Below are 15839 nucleotides of genomic sequence, written 5' to 3' on the forward strand. Positions count from 1 at the left end.
TTATGATAAAGGTATCCATAATAGATCGAGGTGAAAGCTCATGAATCCGCTACAAGAAACCACGGCGAAGCCAAAAATGTCAGACAAACAGAAGCTGACCGCGAAACGGTCAAGCGGCGCGATCCAGCGAAAAGAAACGCTCGCGGGTTTTCTGTTCGTAGGCCCGATGCTCATTGGAGTGACGGTGCTGACGCTGCTGCCGATACTCGCAACCTTCGCGCTATCGCTGGCGGACTGGAATTTTATCGCGGGCTTTGACGGCCTGAAATGGGTCGGCTTCGATAATTTTGAGCGGCTGGCGAAAGATGCGGCATTTCTGAAATCGCTGAAAAATAATGCTTACTTTCTGCTGACCGTTCCCGCCTATTTGGCAGTTTCCATGTTTCTCGCGATTATGATCGACAAGCATGTGTATTTGAAAAGCTACTTTAAGGTTGCGTATTTCATGCCGTATATTTCCAGTATTGTAGCGGTAGCTATCGTCTGGCAGGTACTTTTCCACCCGTCAGCGGGACCAGTTAACCAGCTGCTCTTGGCGCTTGGCATTGAAAATCCGCCGAAGTGGATTGCTGATCCCAAATATGCGCTTCCGTCGCTCATGATGATTACCGTCTGGACGGCTATCGGCTTTAATATGATCGTGTATATTGCAGGACTGCAATCGATTCCGCGGGATTTGTATGAGGCGGCCGATATTGATGGAGCAAACGCTTGGGTGAAATTCAAAAGCATTACGTTCCCACAGCTGTCGTCGACATCCTTCTTCCTGCTCGTAACGGGCATTATTTCGACGTTCAAGGTGTTTGATTTAATTGCGATTTTGACCAAGGGAGGGCCGCTTTCCTCGACCAGCATGATCGTCTGGTATTTATACGATACGGCGTTCGTCAATTTGAAAATCGGCTACGCCTCATCGATGGCGGTCGTCCTGTTCGCCTGTGTGCTGCTCATCACCCTGCTGCAATGGGCCTCGCAGAAGAAGTGGGTGAATTATTAATAGCATTTTTATAAGGGAGGCAAGAAGAGAATGAACCAAAAAACGATAAGTACGGTTCGTAAATCGATTTTTACGGTGCTAATGATGGGCATGAGCATTTTGTTTTTGCTGCCCTTCGTTTGGATGTTGTCCACTTCCTTCAAAATCGAGGCGGACGTGTTCACCTATCCGATCCAGTGGATACCGAAAACATGGCATGTCATCGAAAATTACAAGGAAGTGTGGAATGGACAATTTCCGTTCTATAAATACTATTGGAATTCCATTAAAATTACAGTAATCACGACGATACTTTCGTGCATCGTATCTGCGCTTGCTGCTTATGGCTTCTCCAAAATCCAGTTTGCAGCAGGAAAATATTTGTTTATTATCGTACTCGCCACCTATATGATCCCGCATCAGGCGATTTTGGTGCCGCAGTTTATTTTGTACCGCTCGATTGGTTTTTTCGACAGCCATTTGGGACTCATTATGCTCAGCAGCTTCAGCGTGCTCGGTACCTTCATGCTGCGCCAGTTTTTTATGGGCGTCCATAATGAATATATTGAATCGGCGAAAATCGACGGGGCGGGCCATGGCCGGATATTTATGCAAATTGCGTTTCCGCTCGTTCGTCCCGCCGTTGCGACGTATGCGATTTTGCGCTTCATTTGGACATGGAATGACTATCAGAATCCGCTGATCTTCCTGCGCACAGACAGCTTGTACACGATTCAATTGGCGATGCAAAAGTTTACGACCATTAACGGCGAGTTTTATTCGCTCATTATGGCGGCCGCCGTATCGTCCATCGTTCCGCTGCTGATCATTTTCGTCATTGGACAAAAAAGCGTTATCGAAGGCATTGCGCTGGGCGGGGTAAAGGGGTAGTCCGGTCAGTCGTAAGACGTGCACGCAGCGGCTCCTGCCCCAAGCAGGCTCCTCGGGGAAGTCAAAATAGTCGTAAATGTAGTCAATATTGTAGTATAGGAGCGGGCAGCCGCATTGCTACAATAACGATAGAAAGCGCATACAAACATATTTCAGACAGCTATCGTTATTTTTTATTTTCAAGAGGAGGGTTTGCATGTTTAGAAAAATGAAATGGTTATCGCTTATGCTGATGTCGATTATGATGGTGGCGGCGGGCTGCTCATCAGGCGGTAATGCAGAAAGCGGCGGGGCAGCGGCTTCGCCAGCAGCGAGCAGCAGCACGGAAAGCCCGGCGCAGGCGGCGGCTGATGAAGAGGTTGCGATTAAGCTGCATACGTTCGGCAACGAGGCGAGCTATAATTGGAAGCAGACGATTGCGGCATTTGAGGAAAAGTTTCCGAACATCAAGGTAGATGTCGTCGTATTGAGCGAGAAGGGCGATACGCAGGAGGCGATCCAGAAGCTGGATCTTGCCGCTTCCTCCAATGAACAAATGGATGTCATTATGTTCAGCGATCCAGCTGGCTATGCGCAGCGCGTTGGTCTTGGCATGGTTGCTCCGCTCGATGATTATATTGCCAAGGATGGCTTCAAGGTGAATGAAGAATACAAGGTGGATACGATGCTGGACGGCAAATATTATGCGCTGCCAGGCAAGTTTAATCCTTGGTATGTGCTGCTGAACAAGACGCAGCTGACCGCTGCCGGACTAGAGGTGCCAACTGAATGGACATGGGATGACTTTATGAGTTATGCGAAGACGCTAACGACAGGCGATGGCGTATCGAAGCATTACGGTACGTATTTCCATGGTCCGCAAAATGGCGGCTGGATGGAATTCTTGAAGCTGGCGCTGGCGAATCAGCCGGATAATACCGAGTTTTTGAAGGCGGATGGCACTTCCAATCTGGATAATCCGCTCATGCGCAAAACGCTGGAGCTCCGCGTGCAGATGGAGAAGCAGGATAAATCGGCATCGCCATACACCGATATGATTTCGCAGAAGCTGCATTACCGCAACCAGTTTTTCAATCAGGCAGTCAGCATGGTCATGATTGGCAGCTGGATGAACACGGAGCTTGGCGGAACCGAGCAATTCCCGCTTAACTTTGAGGTGGCGGTCGCTCCGATTCCGAAAAACGCAGCCGCAGACGAAGGCGGCTACACGATGGTGACGACGGATTATGTGTCGGTTGCGAATGCCTCCAAGCATAAGGATGCAGCGTACCAGTTTGTTCGTTGGTATACGACCGAGGGGCAGATCGCTCAAGGTAAAAATGTTCCGTCATGGAATGGCATTGACGATTCCCAGCTGGAAACGATTATTGATACGATTTTGAGCGGTACGGCAAATCCGGAGAAGGTTGACAAGCAGTCGCTGCTGTCGGTGCTGAAAAACGCGAAATCATCCAAAATTATTCCGCCTGTTACGTATCAAGCGGAAATTTATAAAGTCATCAATGAGGAGTACGAGAAGCTGATTTTTGATCAGCAGGACATTGATCAAACGATTGCCGCTTTGCAGGAGCGTGTGCAGCAGGTGATTGATTCGAACAAGTAGCTGGAGTGTGGCGGAAGAAAGTCTGCTGCGCAAAAGTTTTACTTTTTCACCACATGGATGAAAGGAAAAGGGAGAAGTGCAGAGCTATTGCTGCACTTCTTTTTGCCTGAAACCAGAAAAAATAAAGAGAGCAAAGAAAATAAAAGAAGAACGCAAAGGCAGCTCGTTTCAGTTACACTTGAAAGAACTACGAAAAAGGGGTGGAGTTATGTCTAGTCAATGGCTGTCGCTGCTGCGGCTGAGGTCGTTTCGCCATCGGTTGATGGTTGCGGCCATCGTCTGCTTGCTCCTCCCCGCTTTAATTACGCTCGCCGTCTACAATATGCTGACGAAGGATGCGATGAAGCAGGAGGCGGTCACGCAATCGCAGCAAAAGCTGGAGCTGGTGGATGGCTATGTATCCAATCTGTTTAATTATATGTTTTATATCGCCAATAACGTGCAGCTGGACTCCGAAATGAACCGGATTATGAAAGCGATTGCTTCAGGCAAAACCTACGAAGGCGCAAGCGCGGAATATGACCGCTACCTCGACCGCATGAAGATTATGAATAAAATTGAAAATATGACCGTCGTCGGTGATAAGGCCTATGTGACGATTTTGCTGAAGGACGGGACGAATTTCGCCAATTATTCGATTGATGAATACAATCCCGGCTTGTTTCGCGAGGAGCCTTGGTTCGCGCAATTAAGTGGGCTGTCCGGGCTGCAATCGTTTTGGCCGGGAGCTACGCCGACGGTGTTTGACAGTGATAAAGTCCGCAGCCCCTATCAGCTCTCCATTGCCCGGGCATTGCGCGGTGACAGTGTAAATCCCTACGGCTACGTCATTGTGACGATACTGGAAAACAAGGTGAGCGATATTTTTCGGAAAATCGAGCTGGAGCAGGAAACGATGCTGCTCAGCAGCGAGGACCAAATTTTATCCCACCCCGACGCAAAGCGTGTGGGCGAAATTTTTCCTTACGCAACGCTTGCGAGCGATCAGGCGGACCCGCATATTTTGCAAATTGAAAAAGAGGATTATTTAATGGCGTGGCATACAAATTCGCTTACGGGCTGGAAGCTGGTGTCGCTTACTCCGTATGACCGAGCTGTTTTTAAGCTGAATGTCATTTTCAAACGCGTCTTTATGTTCCAGCTCGTATCTTTCTGCTTATTTATGGTGCTGCTGCTTTATTTGCTGGGCAAATTTACAAGGCCGCTCGTTCGTCTGGGGCGGGTAGCAGAGACGGTGCAGCGCGGCAATTTGGAGGTGCGCTCGGGCATTCGGGGGGAGGATGAGATCGGCTATTTGGGTCAATCCTTCGATTTAATGCTCGATAAGGTGAAGGAGACGATTGGCGAAATAACGAAGACGCAGGTGCGAAAGCGCAAGGCTGAGCTTGCGATGCTCCAGGCGCAAATTAACCCGCATTTTCTGTTTAATGTGCTGAATTCGATACGGATGAAGGTGCTGCGCAAAGGAGATTCGGAAAGCGCGGAAATGATCAGCTCGCTGTCGAAGCTGCTGCGGATGACCATTAGCCAGGATAAAGGCGTCATCCCGCTTCATGAGGAGGTAGATCTCGCAATTGATTATGTGAGGCTGATGAATATGCGGCAAAAGGAGAAGGCGGAGCTCACGCTTGACCTGTCACCTCTGAGCTTAACTGCACTCGTCCCGCGCTTTTGCTTACAGCCGATTATTGAAAATGCGCTCATTCACGGTCTCAGCCAGCAGGCCGGCTTAATGATGATTAGTGCGAGCGAAGCAGAAGGCGGCTATCAAATAACGGTAAGCGATAGCGGTCAAGGCATTGAGAAGGGAAAGCTCGAACGGCTGCGACATAAGCTGGGCGCAGGCTCCTTAGAAAAGCTTGAGCAGGGAGCTGTAGGCGAGGAAGAGGGAGATGCAGGCGCCTTGCCAGGCAAGTTTTCGGGCATCGGACTTGTAAATGTCTATGAACGGATGGGCATAACCTACGGCGAACGCTTCCAGATGACGATAGACAGCGATATCGGGCAGGGCACAGTCATTACGCTGTACATTCCGAAGCAGGTGGTGGATTCTGATGGTTAAGGTGATGCTGGTTGATGATGATTATCCGGTGCTGGATCTGCTGGCTTTTGCCATTGAGTGGGAGGAGCTGGGCTTTCAGCTGCTAGGCATGCATGAGAACGGCGAGGTTGCGCTGGCAGCGGCGCTGGAGGAAATGCCAGATATTCTGATTACAGATATCGGGATGCCCCGTATGGACGGGCTGGAGCTGATACGCAGGCTGAAGGAGCGAAAACCGGAGCTGCGGGTAGCGGTGCTGTCCTGCCACGATGAGTTCCGTTATGCGCAGCAGGCGCTCAAGCTGCAAGTGCAGGATTATTTGCTCAAGGATACGCTAGATCCTTCGGATATTCGAAAGCTGCTGCTGCAATTTCAGGCGGAGCTGAATGAGACGAAAGATTTGCATATGGAGCAGCTCCGCAAGGAGCATATGGTCGATCGCAATAAGGCGCTGCTGAAGGAGCAGTTTATTAGGGCGACGCTTCATCAGCCGATGCTGGATCCAGTCAAATGGCAGCAGGAGCTGGGGGCATTCGGCCTGCCATTCGGAGCTGGCGAGCTTGTCATTCCCGTGCTCGGCATCATCGACGATTATCCGCGGGCACTGCAGCGTTTTCGCTCCGAAGAGGTGCTGCGTTTTGTAGTGGACAATGTCACCCGCGAGGTGATGGCAAGCAGGGAGATGAGCCGCCCCGCTGCCCATTTTGTGTACAGCCCGCAGAAGTCCTTCATCATGCAGGTATGCCCGCACGGGCTGAAAATAAACGGCTTCGACGAGGTGAGGCTGCTGCTCGCGGAAGTGCAGCGGACGCTCAAAAGCTCGCTTAAGCTGACGATGTCTTTTCTGATCGGCGATAGCGCAGGCGATCCTTTGCGCTTGCGGGAATCGCTGGCGGAGCTGCTTTCCGGAGCGGGGGCGCGCTTTTATCGCGCGCCTGGCTCTATTGTGAAGGCGTGCGCCGGGCAGGCGGCGCAGCTAAACAAGGCAGGCAGCGATAATCCGCTGCTGGAAGGGTTTGGCGAGGCGGCGGAGCTGCTGCGGGAGGCGCTGCTGGGCCATAAGCGCAAGGCGGCAGAGGAGCTGGTGCGCCAGTGGCTGTCGCTCGCGGAGCAGCGGAGGCTGCCGCCCGAGCAGGTGAAGGATTGGGTGTTTAAGCTGCTGCTGGATGTAAAGCTCAAGCTTCAATTGATGCAGCATACCCGCTCAGCCAGCTCGATTGACGTCAGCCATCATGAGGTGTGGGAGCTTGGCAGCCTTGCCGAGCTGCAAGCGTGGCTGATTGCCCACTGCTTGTCAGCGATAATCGCCTCCGAAAACGGCGTCAGCGGCAGCAAGCGAGCCGAGGTCATCGACGCTTGCGAATACGTTTCGCAGCATTTGGACAAAAAAATCAGCCTCGACGAGGTGGCCGACCAGCTGTTTATGAATCCCAGCTATTTCAGCCGCCTGTTCAAGAAGGAAATGGGCGAGACCTTTATCGAATATGTAATACGGATGAAAATGCATCGGGCCAAAGAGCTGCTTGATCAAACCGGCTCGCCCGTCGGCAAAATATGTGAAACGCTGGGCTATGATAACCAGAGCTATTTTATAAAGCTGTTTAAGTCGTGTACAGGTGTGACGCCTGTTGAATATCGGAGAGGGCAAAAGCGATTATAAGCGATGCCAAGGCGGTTAGAAGTCTGTTATTTAAAGTTGAGATGGAAGTTGGCTTAAAGATATCGGTAATGGGTAGGCAACGGAGCATTAAACTAAAATTGCAGCAAGCATGGTGGGGAGGAGCGGGACATATGGAGCGGCAACAGCAGCAGCAGCAACAGCAGCAACAGCAACAGCAACAGCAACAGCAGCAAACACCGCTGGAAAAGCGCTTTGCGGAGCGTTTCTCGGGACAGCTGTATTTGCCGGTAGAGCGCCGAAGAGGGCTGGCGCTGCTGGTGAATGGAGAGCCGCTGCCTGCGGGACAGCAAGGCGATGCATGGTATGGCAAGCTGCGCGAAGCTGAGGTGCAGCGTCCCTTAGTCGAGGAGATTCGCGCCGAGGCACAGCGCCAATTGGCGAGCGTTGAGCCGGAGCTGAGCGAAGCCTTGTTTCGGATGTACAAGGAGACGGGGGAGCGGCTGCCGTACGAGCGGGTTTATTTTCAAAAAAGGCGGCGTTTGAATTCTTTCGCACTTATGGCGTTGATTGAGCCGGAGGAGCCGCAATATATGGAAGCGCTGCAGGCTGCGCTTTGGTCGATCTGCGAGGAGCGGACGTGGTGCCTGCCCGCGCATCTCGGTGGGGCTGAGCAACAGACGCCCATTGATTTATTTGCTGCGGAGACGGGCTTCGCCTTGAGTGAAATAAGCGTGCTGCTAGGCTTGCGGCTGCCAGAGGAGCTGCACCTGCGTATTCGTGAAGAAGTGGAAAAGCGGCTGTTTCAGCCATTTTTGACCGAAGGGCCTTATTTTTGGGAGAGCGCGGAGCATAATTGGGCGGCGGTATGTGCCGGGTCGATTGGCGTGGCCGCGCTGCATTTAATGGACGATCGCGAACGGCTGGAAGCCGTGATTTCCCGTGTACTAGCTGCGATGGATTGTTATTTGGACGGCTATGGCGAGGACGGAGCATGTGCGGAAGGATATTCGTATTGGCAATATGGCTTTGGCTTTTATGTGTATTTTGCACAGCTGCTTAAAGCGGCAACTAAAGGAGCCATTGATTTATTTCGCAGCGCAAAAGTGCAGGAAATCGCAATGTTTCAGCAGAAATGCTTTACGGGTGGACGCAGCATTGTGAATTTTTCCGATGCACCTTCTGAAAGCGGTATCTTCATGGGGCTGAGCTGCTATTTGCATCAGGAGTTTCCGTCTGTGGCCCTGCCGCATGCCAGCTTGCGCGACGCTTATACGGGGGATCACTGCGCAAGGTGGGCGCCTGCGGTGCGGAATTTGTTTTGGTGGGTGGACGGAGCGGGACGAGGCTCAGGGTACGAGTCGGAGCAAGGGGCCCGGCAAGAGGGACTGCAAGGAGGAGGGGCAAGCACTGCGGGCCAGATTGTGAAGTATGATGCAGCAGCTCTATGGCCTACGGAGTCGCATTATTTGGCGAATGTGCAGTGGCTGCTGTCCCGTCATGCCGCTGCGGATGGCGCGACGTACAGCTTTGCCGCCAAAGGCGGACATAACGATGAGCCGCACAATCATAATGATGTCGGGCAGTTTGTGCTTCATGCGGACGGAGAAGCCTATTTGGCGGATTTGGGCAGCGGGGAGTATACGGCGGATTATTTTGGTCCGCAGCGGTATGCGATCTGGTGCAACGGCTCGCACGGACATTCCGTGCCGATCATTGGCGGCGCGCGCCAGCGGGGCGGCGCGGACGCGCGCGCTGTGGTTGTGCAGGCGGCGACCGGCGCGGAGCTTGACGTGCTGGAGCTGGACATACAGGCCGCGTACGGCGAGGAAGCGGGCCTTGCAGTGCTGGGGCGGCGCTTCGAGTGGAACAAGAAGGGCGCGCTGCCTGTGCTGACGATTCGGAACCGGTATCGGTTCCGGGAGGAAGTAGGAGGCGGGCGCGAGATTATCGAGCGCTACGTTGCAGGGCAGATGCCGGAGGCCGGGGAGGCTGACGGTGTCGTGGTATTGCAGGGACGCAAGAGGCTGACGATTGCGTTCGATGCGAAGCGGTGGAAGCCAGTGGTGACGCAGCGGAGCGATATCGATCATTTTGGGCGTGAGCGGCAATGGTACACGCTGGATTTTCATCATTTGGAAGCGGGAACTGCGACGGTGGAAACCGATTTTGTTTTTCGTTTTGAGCCATAGGGTGGAATAGCTGAAAATAAATTAAAGCGGCAAAGAAAAGGAGAGCGAAGCAATGGCAGTGCAGGAGAAGGCGCAGGAGCAGCATAATTGGGTGAATGAAGCTTGGGACAAGGTGAATCAGAAGATCGGGCGCACTAGCGGCCGAATCGGCTCGCGATTTCCACATGCAAGCGTGAACGGGGTTTATGTGCTGGAGCCGGCGCATTGGTGGACGGCGGGATTTTGGCCAGGGCTGCTATGGCTGCTCTATCAGGATGAGAATTCGCGTACGGAGCGCTACAAGGAGCTTGCCGAAGCCTGTGAGCTTAAGCTCGACGAAGTCATCATGGGCTATGACAGGCTTGACCATGATATCGGCTTCATGTGGACACTTACTAGTGTGGCACGCTATAAGCTGCTGGGGGCGGAAGATTCGCGGCGACGGGCGCTGCTTGCGGCGAACCTGCTAAGCGGCCGCTTCAATATTCAAGGCCGCTACATTCGGGCATGGAATCCTTGGCGGGAAGGCGAGCGCAATGACGGGCTGGCTATTATCGACTGCATGATGAATTTGCCGCTGCTCTACTGGGCTTCGTGCTCGACGGAGGACCCGCGCTACAAGCATTTGGCGATGGCGCATGCCGATACGGTGCTGGAGCATTTTATTCGACCCGATGGCTCGGTTTATCATATTGTAGAGTTTGATCCGCAAAGCGGCGAAGTAGCTGCGAAGCATGGCGGGCAAGGATTTGCAGCCGAATCGGCATGGTCGCGTGGCGCATCCTGGGCGATTTACGGCATGGCACTCAGCTACGCCCATAGCGGTGAGCAGCGGTATTTAGATGCGGCGAAGCGCACGGCCCATTTTTTCCTGGCGAATTTGCCTGAAGATTCCGTGCCGCATTGGGATTTCCGGATACCGGAAGGCGTGGAGCCATACCGCGATTCATCGGCGGGCGCTTGCGCGGCTTGCGGTTTGCTGGCGATTGCGGATGCGGTGCCAGAGGTGGAGCGTGACTTGTATCGCAGCGCGGGGGAGCGGATTTTAAAATCGCTGTATGAGAACTATGGCGCATGGGCGGACGACGCACAGGAGGAAGGGCTGGTTCTGCATGGCACGAGCCATTACCCGGAACGCAAAAATCTCGATGTCCCGCTCATCTACGGCGATTATTTCTTTACGGAGGGCTTGTCCAAGCTGCGCGGCTATAAGAGCTTCTGGTCGTAAGGCGAGTGTTAGGTTGAACGTTATCCAATTATCATAGATAGGGAAAAGAAAGGGGCGAACGGCAGTTGATTGGGGAAAAAGGTACAGATTCAGGCGAGAGAGTGCTGTTAGCGGAGGATCGAAAGTATTGGGTGAGCGAGCTATGCCGTATTGCCGAGCCTGTGCTGCGTCTGCTAGCGGCTCGTGAGTTGAAAAAAACGATGCCCGTGCAGTCTGCTGCGGGACAGGATCGCTCCGATGTGACCCATCTGGAGGCGCTGGGCCGCCTATTATGTGGAATAGCGCCCTGGCTTGCAGGCAGCGGCGGGGCAGACGAAGAGGAAGAGCGGCTTCGCCAGCAATATGCGGAGCTGTCTCGAGCCGCGATTGCCGCTGGCTGTGATCCGCAGTCGCCTGATTATATGAATTTCGCGGAAGGCTTTCAGCCGATCGTCGATACGGCTTTTCTGGCACAGGCCATTTTGCGTGCGCCAACGGAGCTTTGGGACAAGCTGGATACCGAGGTGCAGAAGCACGTTGTTCAGGCCTTCAAACTAACACGCTCGCGCAAGCCTTTCGCCATGAACTGGCTGCTTTTCTCTGCAATTATTGAAGCGGCCTTGTATCGCATGGGGGAAAGCGATTGGGACCCGATGCGCATTGATTATGCGCTCAAGCAGCATGAGCAGTGGTATGTCGGAGATGGGGCCTATGGCGATGGGCCATCGTTCCACTTCGACTATTACAACAGCTTTGTTATCCAGCCCATGCTCGTTGACATCATAGCGGCCGTTCAAGGCTGCTATGAAGATTGGGATGCGATGCAGGCGAGCATCAAAGAGAGAGCGAAGCGCTGGGCGGAGGTGCAGGAGCGGCTCATTTCGCCGGAAGGCACATTTCCGCCGCTGGGCCGCTCGCTAGCTTACCGCTGCGGCGCAATGCAAAGCTTGGCGCAAAGCGCACTGCTGGACGAGCTGCCGGTCAGCGTATCTCCGGCACAGGCGCGCTGCGCATTGACCGCGGTTATTCGGCGCAGCTTGTCTGTGCCCGGCACATTTACAGAGGACGGCTGGCTGACCATCGGCTTTTGCGGCAGCCAGCCAGATATTGGCGAGCATTATATTTCCACAGGCAGCCTGTATTTATGCGCGGCTGTGTTTCTCCCGCTAGGCCTTGCCGCTGAGCATCCCTTTTGGAGCGGCGAGCCTGAGGATTGGACAGCGCGCAAAGCGTGGTCAGGGGCCGCTTTTTCAATGGATCAGGCACTGAAAGGGTAGCAGTCATAATAGGCTGCGAGAGTATGAGCAAGAGTATCAGCTACCAGCAGCAAGAATAGGCGAAGAAGCGGGGCCATACAGTACAGATGCGCCTTCTCTAATTTTTGCTGCTTTTTCTGACCCGCAAATCTAAGAAATGATAAGTTCCAGCCCAGTCTCAAACTTCCACAGAAGGCCGTTTACCATGGAGCAAGCTCGGCAACAATGGATGAGGGGCTGCGCTCGCGCTGCATTAGTTGAAGCAGAAGGCTTCATAAAGCGGTCTTTTTGCCAATGGTATGTAAATTTCCTGCAAAAATCATCCCCAAGCACTTGAAATTAATAACGAAAAAAAGTATGATAAACATGATTGTTAGCACTTCATGCTCATGAGTGCTAACAAAAATAAGCGACAAATTTTTAAAGGAGGCTATTTTCAATGATCAGACCTTTGGGTGAACGTGTATTAGTAGAAGCGATCGCGAAAGAAGAAACGACTGCAAGCGGTATCGTTTTGCCAGATTCGGCTAAGGAAAAACCGCAAGAAGGTAAAGTGGTGGCTGTTGGCAGCGGCGCGCTGAAAGACGGAGTTCGCGTAGCGCTTGAAGTTAAAGAAGGCGATCGCGTCCTTTTCTCCAAATATGCGGGAACAGAAGTCAAATACGACGGCAAAGAGTATTTGATTATGAAAGAAAGCGACATTCACGCGATCTTTGAATAGGCTATCACATACAGCTTGACTGGACTTAAACGTTAAGCATACTTATATGAATATATTTTCGGGAGGTAAATGATAATGGCAAAGGATATTAAATTTAGCGAAGACGCTCGCCGCGCAATGCTGCGTGGTGTTGATGCACTTGCAAATGCTGTAAAAGTTACACTCGGACCTAAAGGCCGCAACGTCGTGCTGGAGAAAAAATTCGGCAGCCCGTTGATCACGAACGATGGTGTATCCATCGCGAAAGAAATCGAGCTGGAAGATGCATTCGAGAACATGGGTGCACAGCTTGTTAAAGAAGTAGCAACAAAAACAAATGATGTTGCCGGTGACGGTACAACAACAGCTACCGTTTTGGCTCAAGCGATGATTCGCGAAGGTCTGAAAAACGTAACAGCTGGCGCTAACCCAATGGTTATCCGCAAAGGTATTGAAAAAGCGGTTAAAGCTGCAGTTGAAGAGCTGCAAAACATCGCTAAACCAATCGAAGGCAAACAATCCATCGCTCAAGTTGCGGCTATTTCTTCCGCTGACGATGAAGTTGGCCAACTGATTGCAGAAGCTATGGAAAAAGTGGGCAACGACGGCGTTATTACCGTTGAAGAGTCGAAAGGCTTTGTAACGGAGCTTGAAGTGGTTGAAGGTATGCAATTCGACCGTGGATACATCTCTCACTACATGGTTACTGACACAGACAAAATGGAAGCTGTTCTGGATAACCCATATATCCTGATCACTGACAAAAAAATTACAAACATTCAGGAAATTCTTCCTGTGCTTGAGAAAGTCGTTCAATCCGGCAAACAGCTTCTGATCATTGCAGAAGATGTTGAAGGCGAAGCGAACGCAACTCTGGTTGTGAACAAACTGCGCGGCACATTCACTTGCGTAGCTGTTAAAGCACCAGGCTTCGGCGACCGTCGTAAAGCGATGCTGCAAGATATCGCGGCACTTACTGGTGGTCAAGTGATCACTGAGGAACTGGGCCTTGAGCTGAAATCGACTACGGTTGAGCAACTGGGTTCCGCTCGTCAAGTGCGCGTAACAAAAGAAAACACAATCGTGGTTGACGGCAGCGGCGACGCTTCTGACATCGCGGCTCGTGTAAGCCAAATCCGTACGCAGCTGGAAGAAACAACTTCCGACTTCGACCGTGAGAAACTGCAAGAGCGTCTGGCTAAATTGTCCGGCGGCGTAGCAGTAATCAAAGTCGGCGCTGCTACTGAAACAGAACTTAAAGAGCGCAAGCTTCGCATCGAAGATGCCTTGAACTCGACTCGCGCAGCGGTTGAAGAAGGTATCGTATCCGGTGGTGGTACAGCTCTAATTAATGTATATAAAGCAGTTGCTGCTGTTAATGCAGAAGGCGACGAGCAAACAGGCGTTAACATCGTTCTTCGTTCCCTTGAAGAGCCGCTTCGCACAATTGCTGCGAACGCTGGCCAAGAAGGTTCGGTTATCGTTGAGCGCTTGAAAAACGAACCAATCGGCATTGGTTACAACGCTGCTTCCGGCACATGGGTTAACATGTTCGAAGCGGGTATCGTTGACCCTGCTAAAGTTACACGCTCCGCATTGCAAAACGCAGCTTCCGTTGCAGCTATGTTCCTGACAACTGAAGCGGTTGTTGCTGACAAACCAGAACCAAAAGGCGCTGGCGGCGGCATGCCTGACATGGGCGGAATGGGTGGAATGGGCGGCATGATGTAATGAAATCATTATCGAAGTAATTCGATGATGAGCGACCGCGCTTAAGCGGTATATTTCATCGCCGATGGAGCAGAAAAGCGCTCCATGCGGTAATCAGGCTGTGAAGTCTGTAGCATCAAAAGTTTCCTTGAGCGGAAACACCGTTTGACCACATAATGCAAAAATAAGAGACCTTTCATGAGTTCATTGAACTTTTGAGAGGTCTCTCATTATTTTAGCAGCAAGTTTTTTTAATCATGCACAGGTGGACATAATTCAATCTAATTCTTGATCTAAAACCGTTTTTACTAAACGACGTACTTCATCTGTTGACGTGGTATCCATTAATTGGTTTCTTAGTTCGCCTGCGCCTCTAAATCCACGAACATAGATTTTGAAAAAGCGCAGAAGTGGTTTAAATGATCGTGGCAGAATTTCTTTCGAATATTTATCGTGAAGATCCAACTGTAAAAGAAGTAAATGGAGAAAATCCTGCGCGCTATGTTCTTTAGGTTCTTTTTCAAAAGCAAATGGATTGGTGAAAATGCCGCGGCCAATCATAACGCCATCGACGCCGTATTGTTCTACTAATTTTAATCCTGTTGCGCGGTCAGGAATATCTCCATTAATCGTTAACAACGTATTTGGAGCAATTTCATCGCGTAATTTTTTTATTTCAGGGATTAGTTCCCAGTGCGCAGCTACTTTACTCATCTCTTTTTTTGTACGAAGGTGAATGGAAAGATTCGCAATATCTTGTTTCAATATATGTCCTAACCAATCGCGCCACTCGTCAATATTAGAGTAACCCAATCTTGTTTTAACACTAACCGGCAATCCACCTGCTTTTGCTGCTTGAATAATTTCTGCTGCAACTTCAGGATGCTGTATTAATCCAGCACCTTTTCCATTGGAAGCGACGTTTTGAACGGGGCATCCCATGTTTAAATCGATACCACGAAAACCAAGTTTTTTCATATCCATACTCATCTGTTCAAAAAATGCAGGTTTATTGCCCCAAATATGAGCGACAATTGGTTGCTCATCTTCTGTGAACGTTAACCGACCACGTACACTGTCTTTTCCTATAGGGTGACAATAACTTTCTGTATTTGTGAATTCAGTGAAAAATACGTCGGGTTTTGCAGCTTCACTAATGACGTGACGAAATACAACATCTGTGACATCTTCCATTGGTGCTAATATGAAAAATGGCTTTGGCAGATTAAGCCAAAAATTTTGTTCGTTACTCATATTATCTCCTCTTGTTGCAATATATAAAAACGATATAAGCTATAGCAAAGTCCTTTATCCATCATACATAATATCATTTTTTTTCGTATGATGCACAGAATCGTTTGTGTGAGCGTGAACACATCATATTGACTTGGAAATATAGGACTGATTTTTAATGGGATTCGGATAGAAAACCTATGATAAGACCTAAAATACACAAAAACTCATCTAATATCATGGGCGGAATGATGTAATACAGGCAAAAGCCTGTAGCATCAAGGATTCCTCTGTGGAAGAACGCCGTTTGACCACATCGTTTTGTAAGTACACCTTAGAGTTCACTGGAATATTTCAGTAGACTCTAAGGTGTTTTTTATATAGTTTGAGGTAATCATACATGGTGGAATAAAAAGTAAAGTGGATAATTTAC

General features: G+C 50.8%; 11 protein-coding genes. 10 read left to right on the top strand and 1 reads right to left on the bottom strand.

Annotated elements, in window-relative coordinates; translation table 11 throughout:
* Window positions 1-76: 76 nt before the first annotated feature.
* The 10 genes from WH37_RS03190 (at window position 77) to groL (ending at window position 14194) form a co-directional block, all read left to right on the top strand.
* Window positions 77-997, top strand: coding sequence for a carbohydrate ABC transporter permease (locus tag WH37_RS03190; protein WP_046229194.1), 921 nt, complete (start codon window positions 77-79; stop codon window positions 995-997).
* A 30-nt stretch (window positions 998-1027) separates the two neighbouring features.
* Window positions 1028-1867 (top strand): carbohydrate ABC transporter permease, encoded by an 840-nt coding sequence (locus tag WH37_RS03195; RefSeq protein ID WP_046229107.1) that lies wholly within the window; start codon window positions 1028-1030, stop codon window positions 1865-1867.
* A 196-nt stretch (window positions 1868-2063) separates the two neighbouring features.
* Window positions 2064-3470 (top strand): ABC transporter substrate-binding protein, encoded by a 1407-nt coding sequence (locus tag WH37_RS03200; protein WP_046229108.1) that lies wholly within the window; start codon window positions 2064-2066, stop codon window positions 3468-3470.
* Between the two features lie 208 nt (window positions 3471-3678).
* Window positions 3679-5532, top strand: coding sequence for a cache domain-containing sensor histidine kinase (locus WH37_RS03205; protein WP_046229109.1), 1854 nt, complete (start codon window positions 3679-3681; stop codon window positions 5530-5532).
* The gene (locus tag WH37_RS03210; protein ID WP_046229110.1) at window positions 5525-7171 is read left to right on the top strand and encodes a response regulator transcription factor; all 1647 of its coding nucleotides are present in this window, start codon (window positions 5525-5527) and stop codon (window positions 7169-7171) included. Before WH37_RS03205 ends, WH37_RS03210 begins: the two co-directional genes overlap by 8 nt.
* 131 nt (window positions 7172-7302) lie before the next feature.
* Complete coding sequence (locus WH37_RS03215) at window positions 7303-9321, top strand: heparinase II/III family protein (protein ID WP_052736778.1); 2019 nt, start codon at window positions 7303-7305, stop codon at window positions 9319-9321.
* Between the two features lie 52 nt (window positions 9322-9373).
* Complete coding sequence (locus tag WH37_RS03220; protein WP_046229111.1) at window positions 9374-10528, top strand: glycoside hydrolase family 88 protein; 1155 nt, start codon at window positions 9374-9376, stop codon at window positions 10526-10528.
* Window positions 10529-10593: 65 nt separating this feature from the next.
* Window positions 10594-11784: a DUF2264 domain-containing protein gene (locus WH37_RS03225; RefSeq protein ID WP_231594099.1), complete on the top strand. Its 1191-nt coding sequence runs from the start codon at window positions 10594-10596 to the stop codon at window positions 11782-11784.
* A 418-nt stretch (window positions 11785-12202) separates the two neighbouring features.
* The gene (gene groES, locus WH37_RS03230; RefSeq protein WP_046229112.1) at window positions 12203-12484 is read left to right on the top strand and encodes a co-chaperone GroES; all 282 of its coding nucleotides are present in this window, start codon (window positions 12203-12205) and stop codon (window positions 12482-12484) included.
* A gap of 75 nt (window positions 12485-12559) precedes the next feature.
* A complete protein-coding gene (groL, locus tag WH37_RS03235; protein ID WP_046229113.1) occupies window positions 12560-14194 on the top strand; it encodes a chaperonin GroEL in 1635 nt (544 codons plus the stop codon).
* 255 nt (window positions 14195-14449) lie between these two features.
* Here groL and WH37_RS03240 read toward each other — a convergent pair whose 3' ends face one another.
* Complete coding sequence (locus WH37_RS03240) at window positions 14450-15427, bottom strand: tRNA dihydrouridine synthase (protein WP_046229114.1); 978 nt, start codon at window positions 15425-15427, stop codon at window positions 14450-14452.
* Window positions 15428-15839 lie beyond the last annotated feature (412 nt).

This window comes from Paenibacillus algorifonticola (assembly GCF_000971975.1).
In the GTDB taxonomy this organism is placed as follows: Bacteria; Bacillota; Bacilli; order Paenibacillales; family Paenibacillaceae; genus Pristimantibacillus; species Pristimantibacillus algorifonticola.

Coding starts and splice junctions, on each gene's coding strand:
- WH37_RS03190 (WP_046229194.1), top strand. CDS start 77: ATGTCAGACAAACAGAAGCTGACCGCGAAACGGTCAAGCGGCGCGATC.
- WH37_RS03195 (WP_046229107.1), top strand. CDS start 1,028: ATGAACCAAAAAACGATAAGTACGGTTCGTAAATCGATTTTTACGGTG.
- WH37_RS03200 (WP_046229108.1), top strand. CDS start 2,064: ATGTTTAGAAAAATGAAATGGTTATCGCTTATGCTGATGTCGATTATG.
- WH37_RS03205 (WP_046229109.1), top strand. CDS start 3,679: ATGTCTAGTCAATGGCTGTCGCTGCTGCGGCTGAGGTCGTTTCGCCAT.
- WH37_RS03210 (WP_046229110.1), top strand. CDS start 5,525: ATGGTTAAGGTGATGCTGGTTGATGATGATTATCCGGTGCTGGATCTG.
- WH37_RS03215 (WP_052736778.1), top strand. CDS start 7,303: ATGGAGCGGCAACAGCAGCAGCAGCAACAGCAGCAACAGCAACAGCAA.
- WH37_RS03220 (WP_046229111.1), top strand. CDS start 9,374: ATGGCAGTGCAGGAGAAGGCGCAGGAGCAGCATAATTGGGTGAATGAA.
- groES (WP_046229112.1), top strand. CDS start 12,203: ATGATCAGACCTTTGGGTGAACGTGTATTAGTAGAAGCGATCGCGAAA.
- groL (WP_046229113.1), top strand. CDS start 12,560: ATGGCAAAGGATATTAAATTTAGCGAAGACGCTCGCCGCGCAATGCTG.
- WH37_RS03240 (WP_046229114.1), bottom strand. CDS start 15,427: ATGAGTAACGAACAAAATTTTTGGCTTAATCTGCCAAAGCCATTTTTC.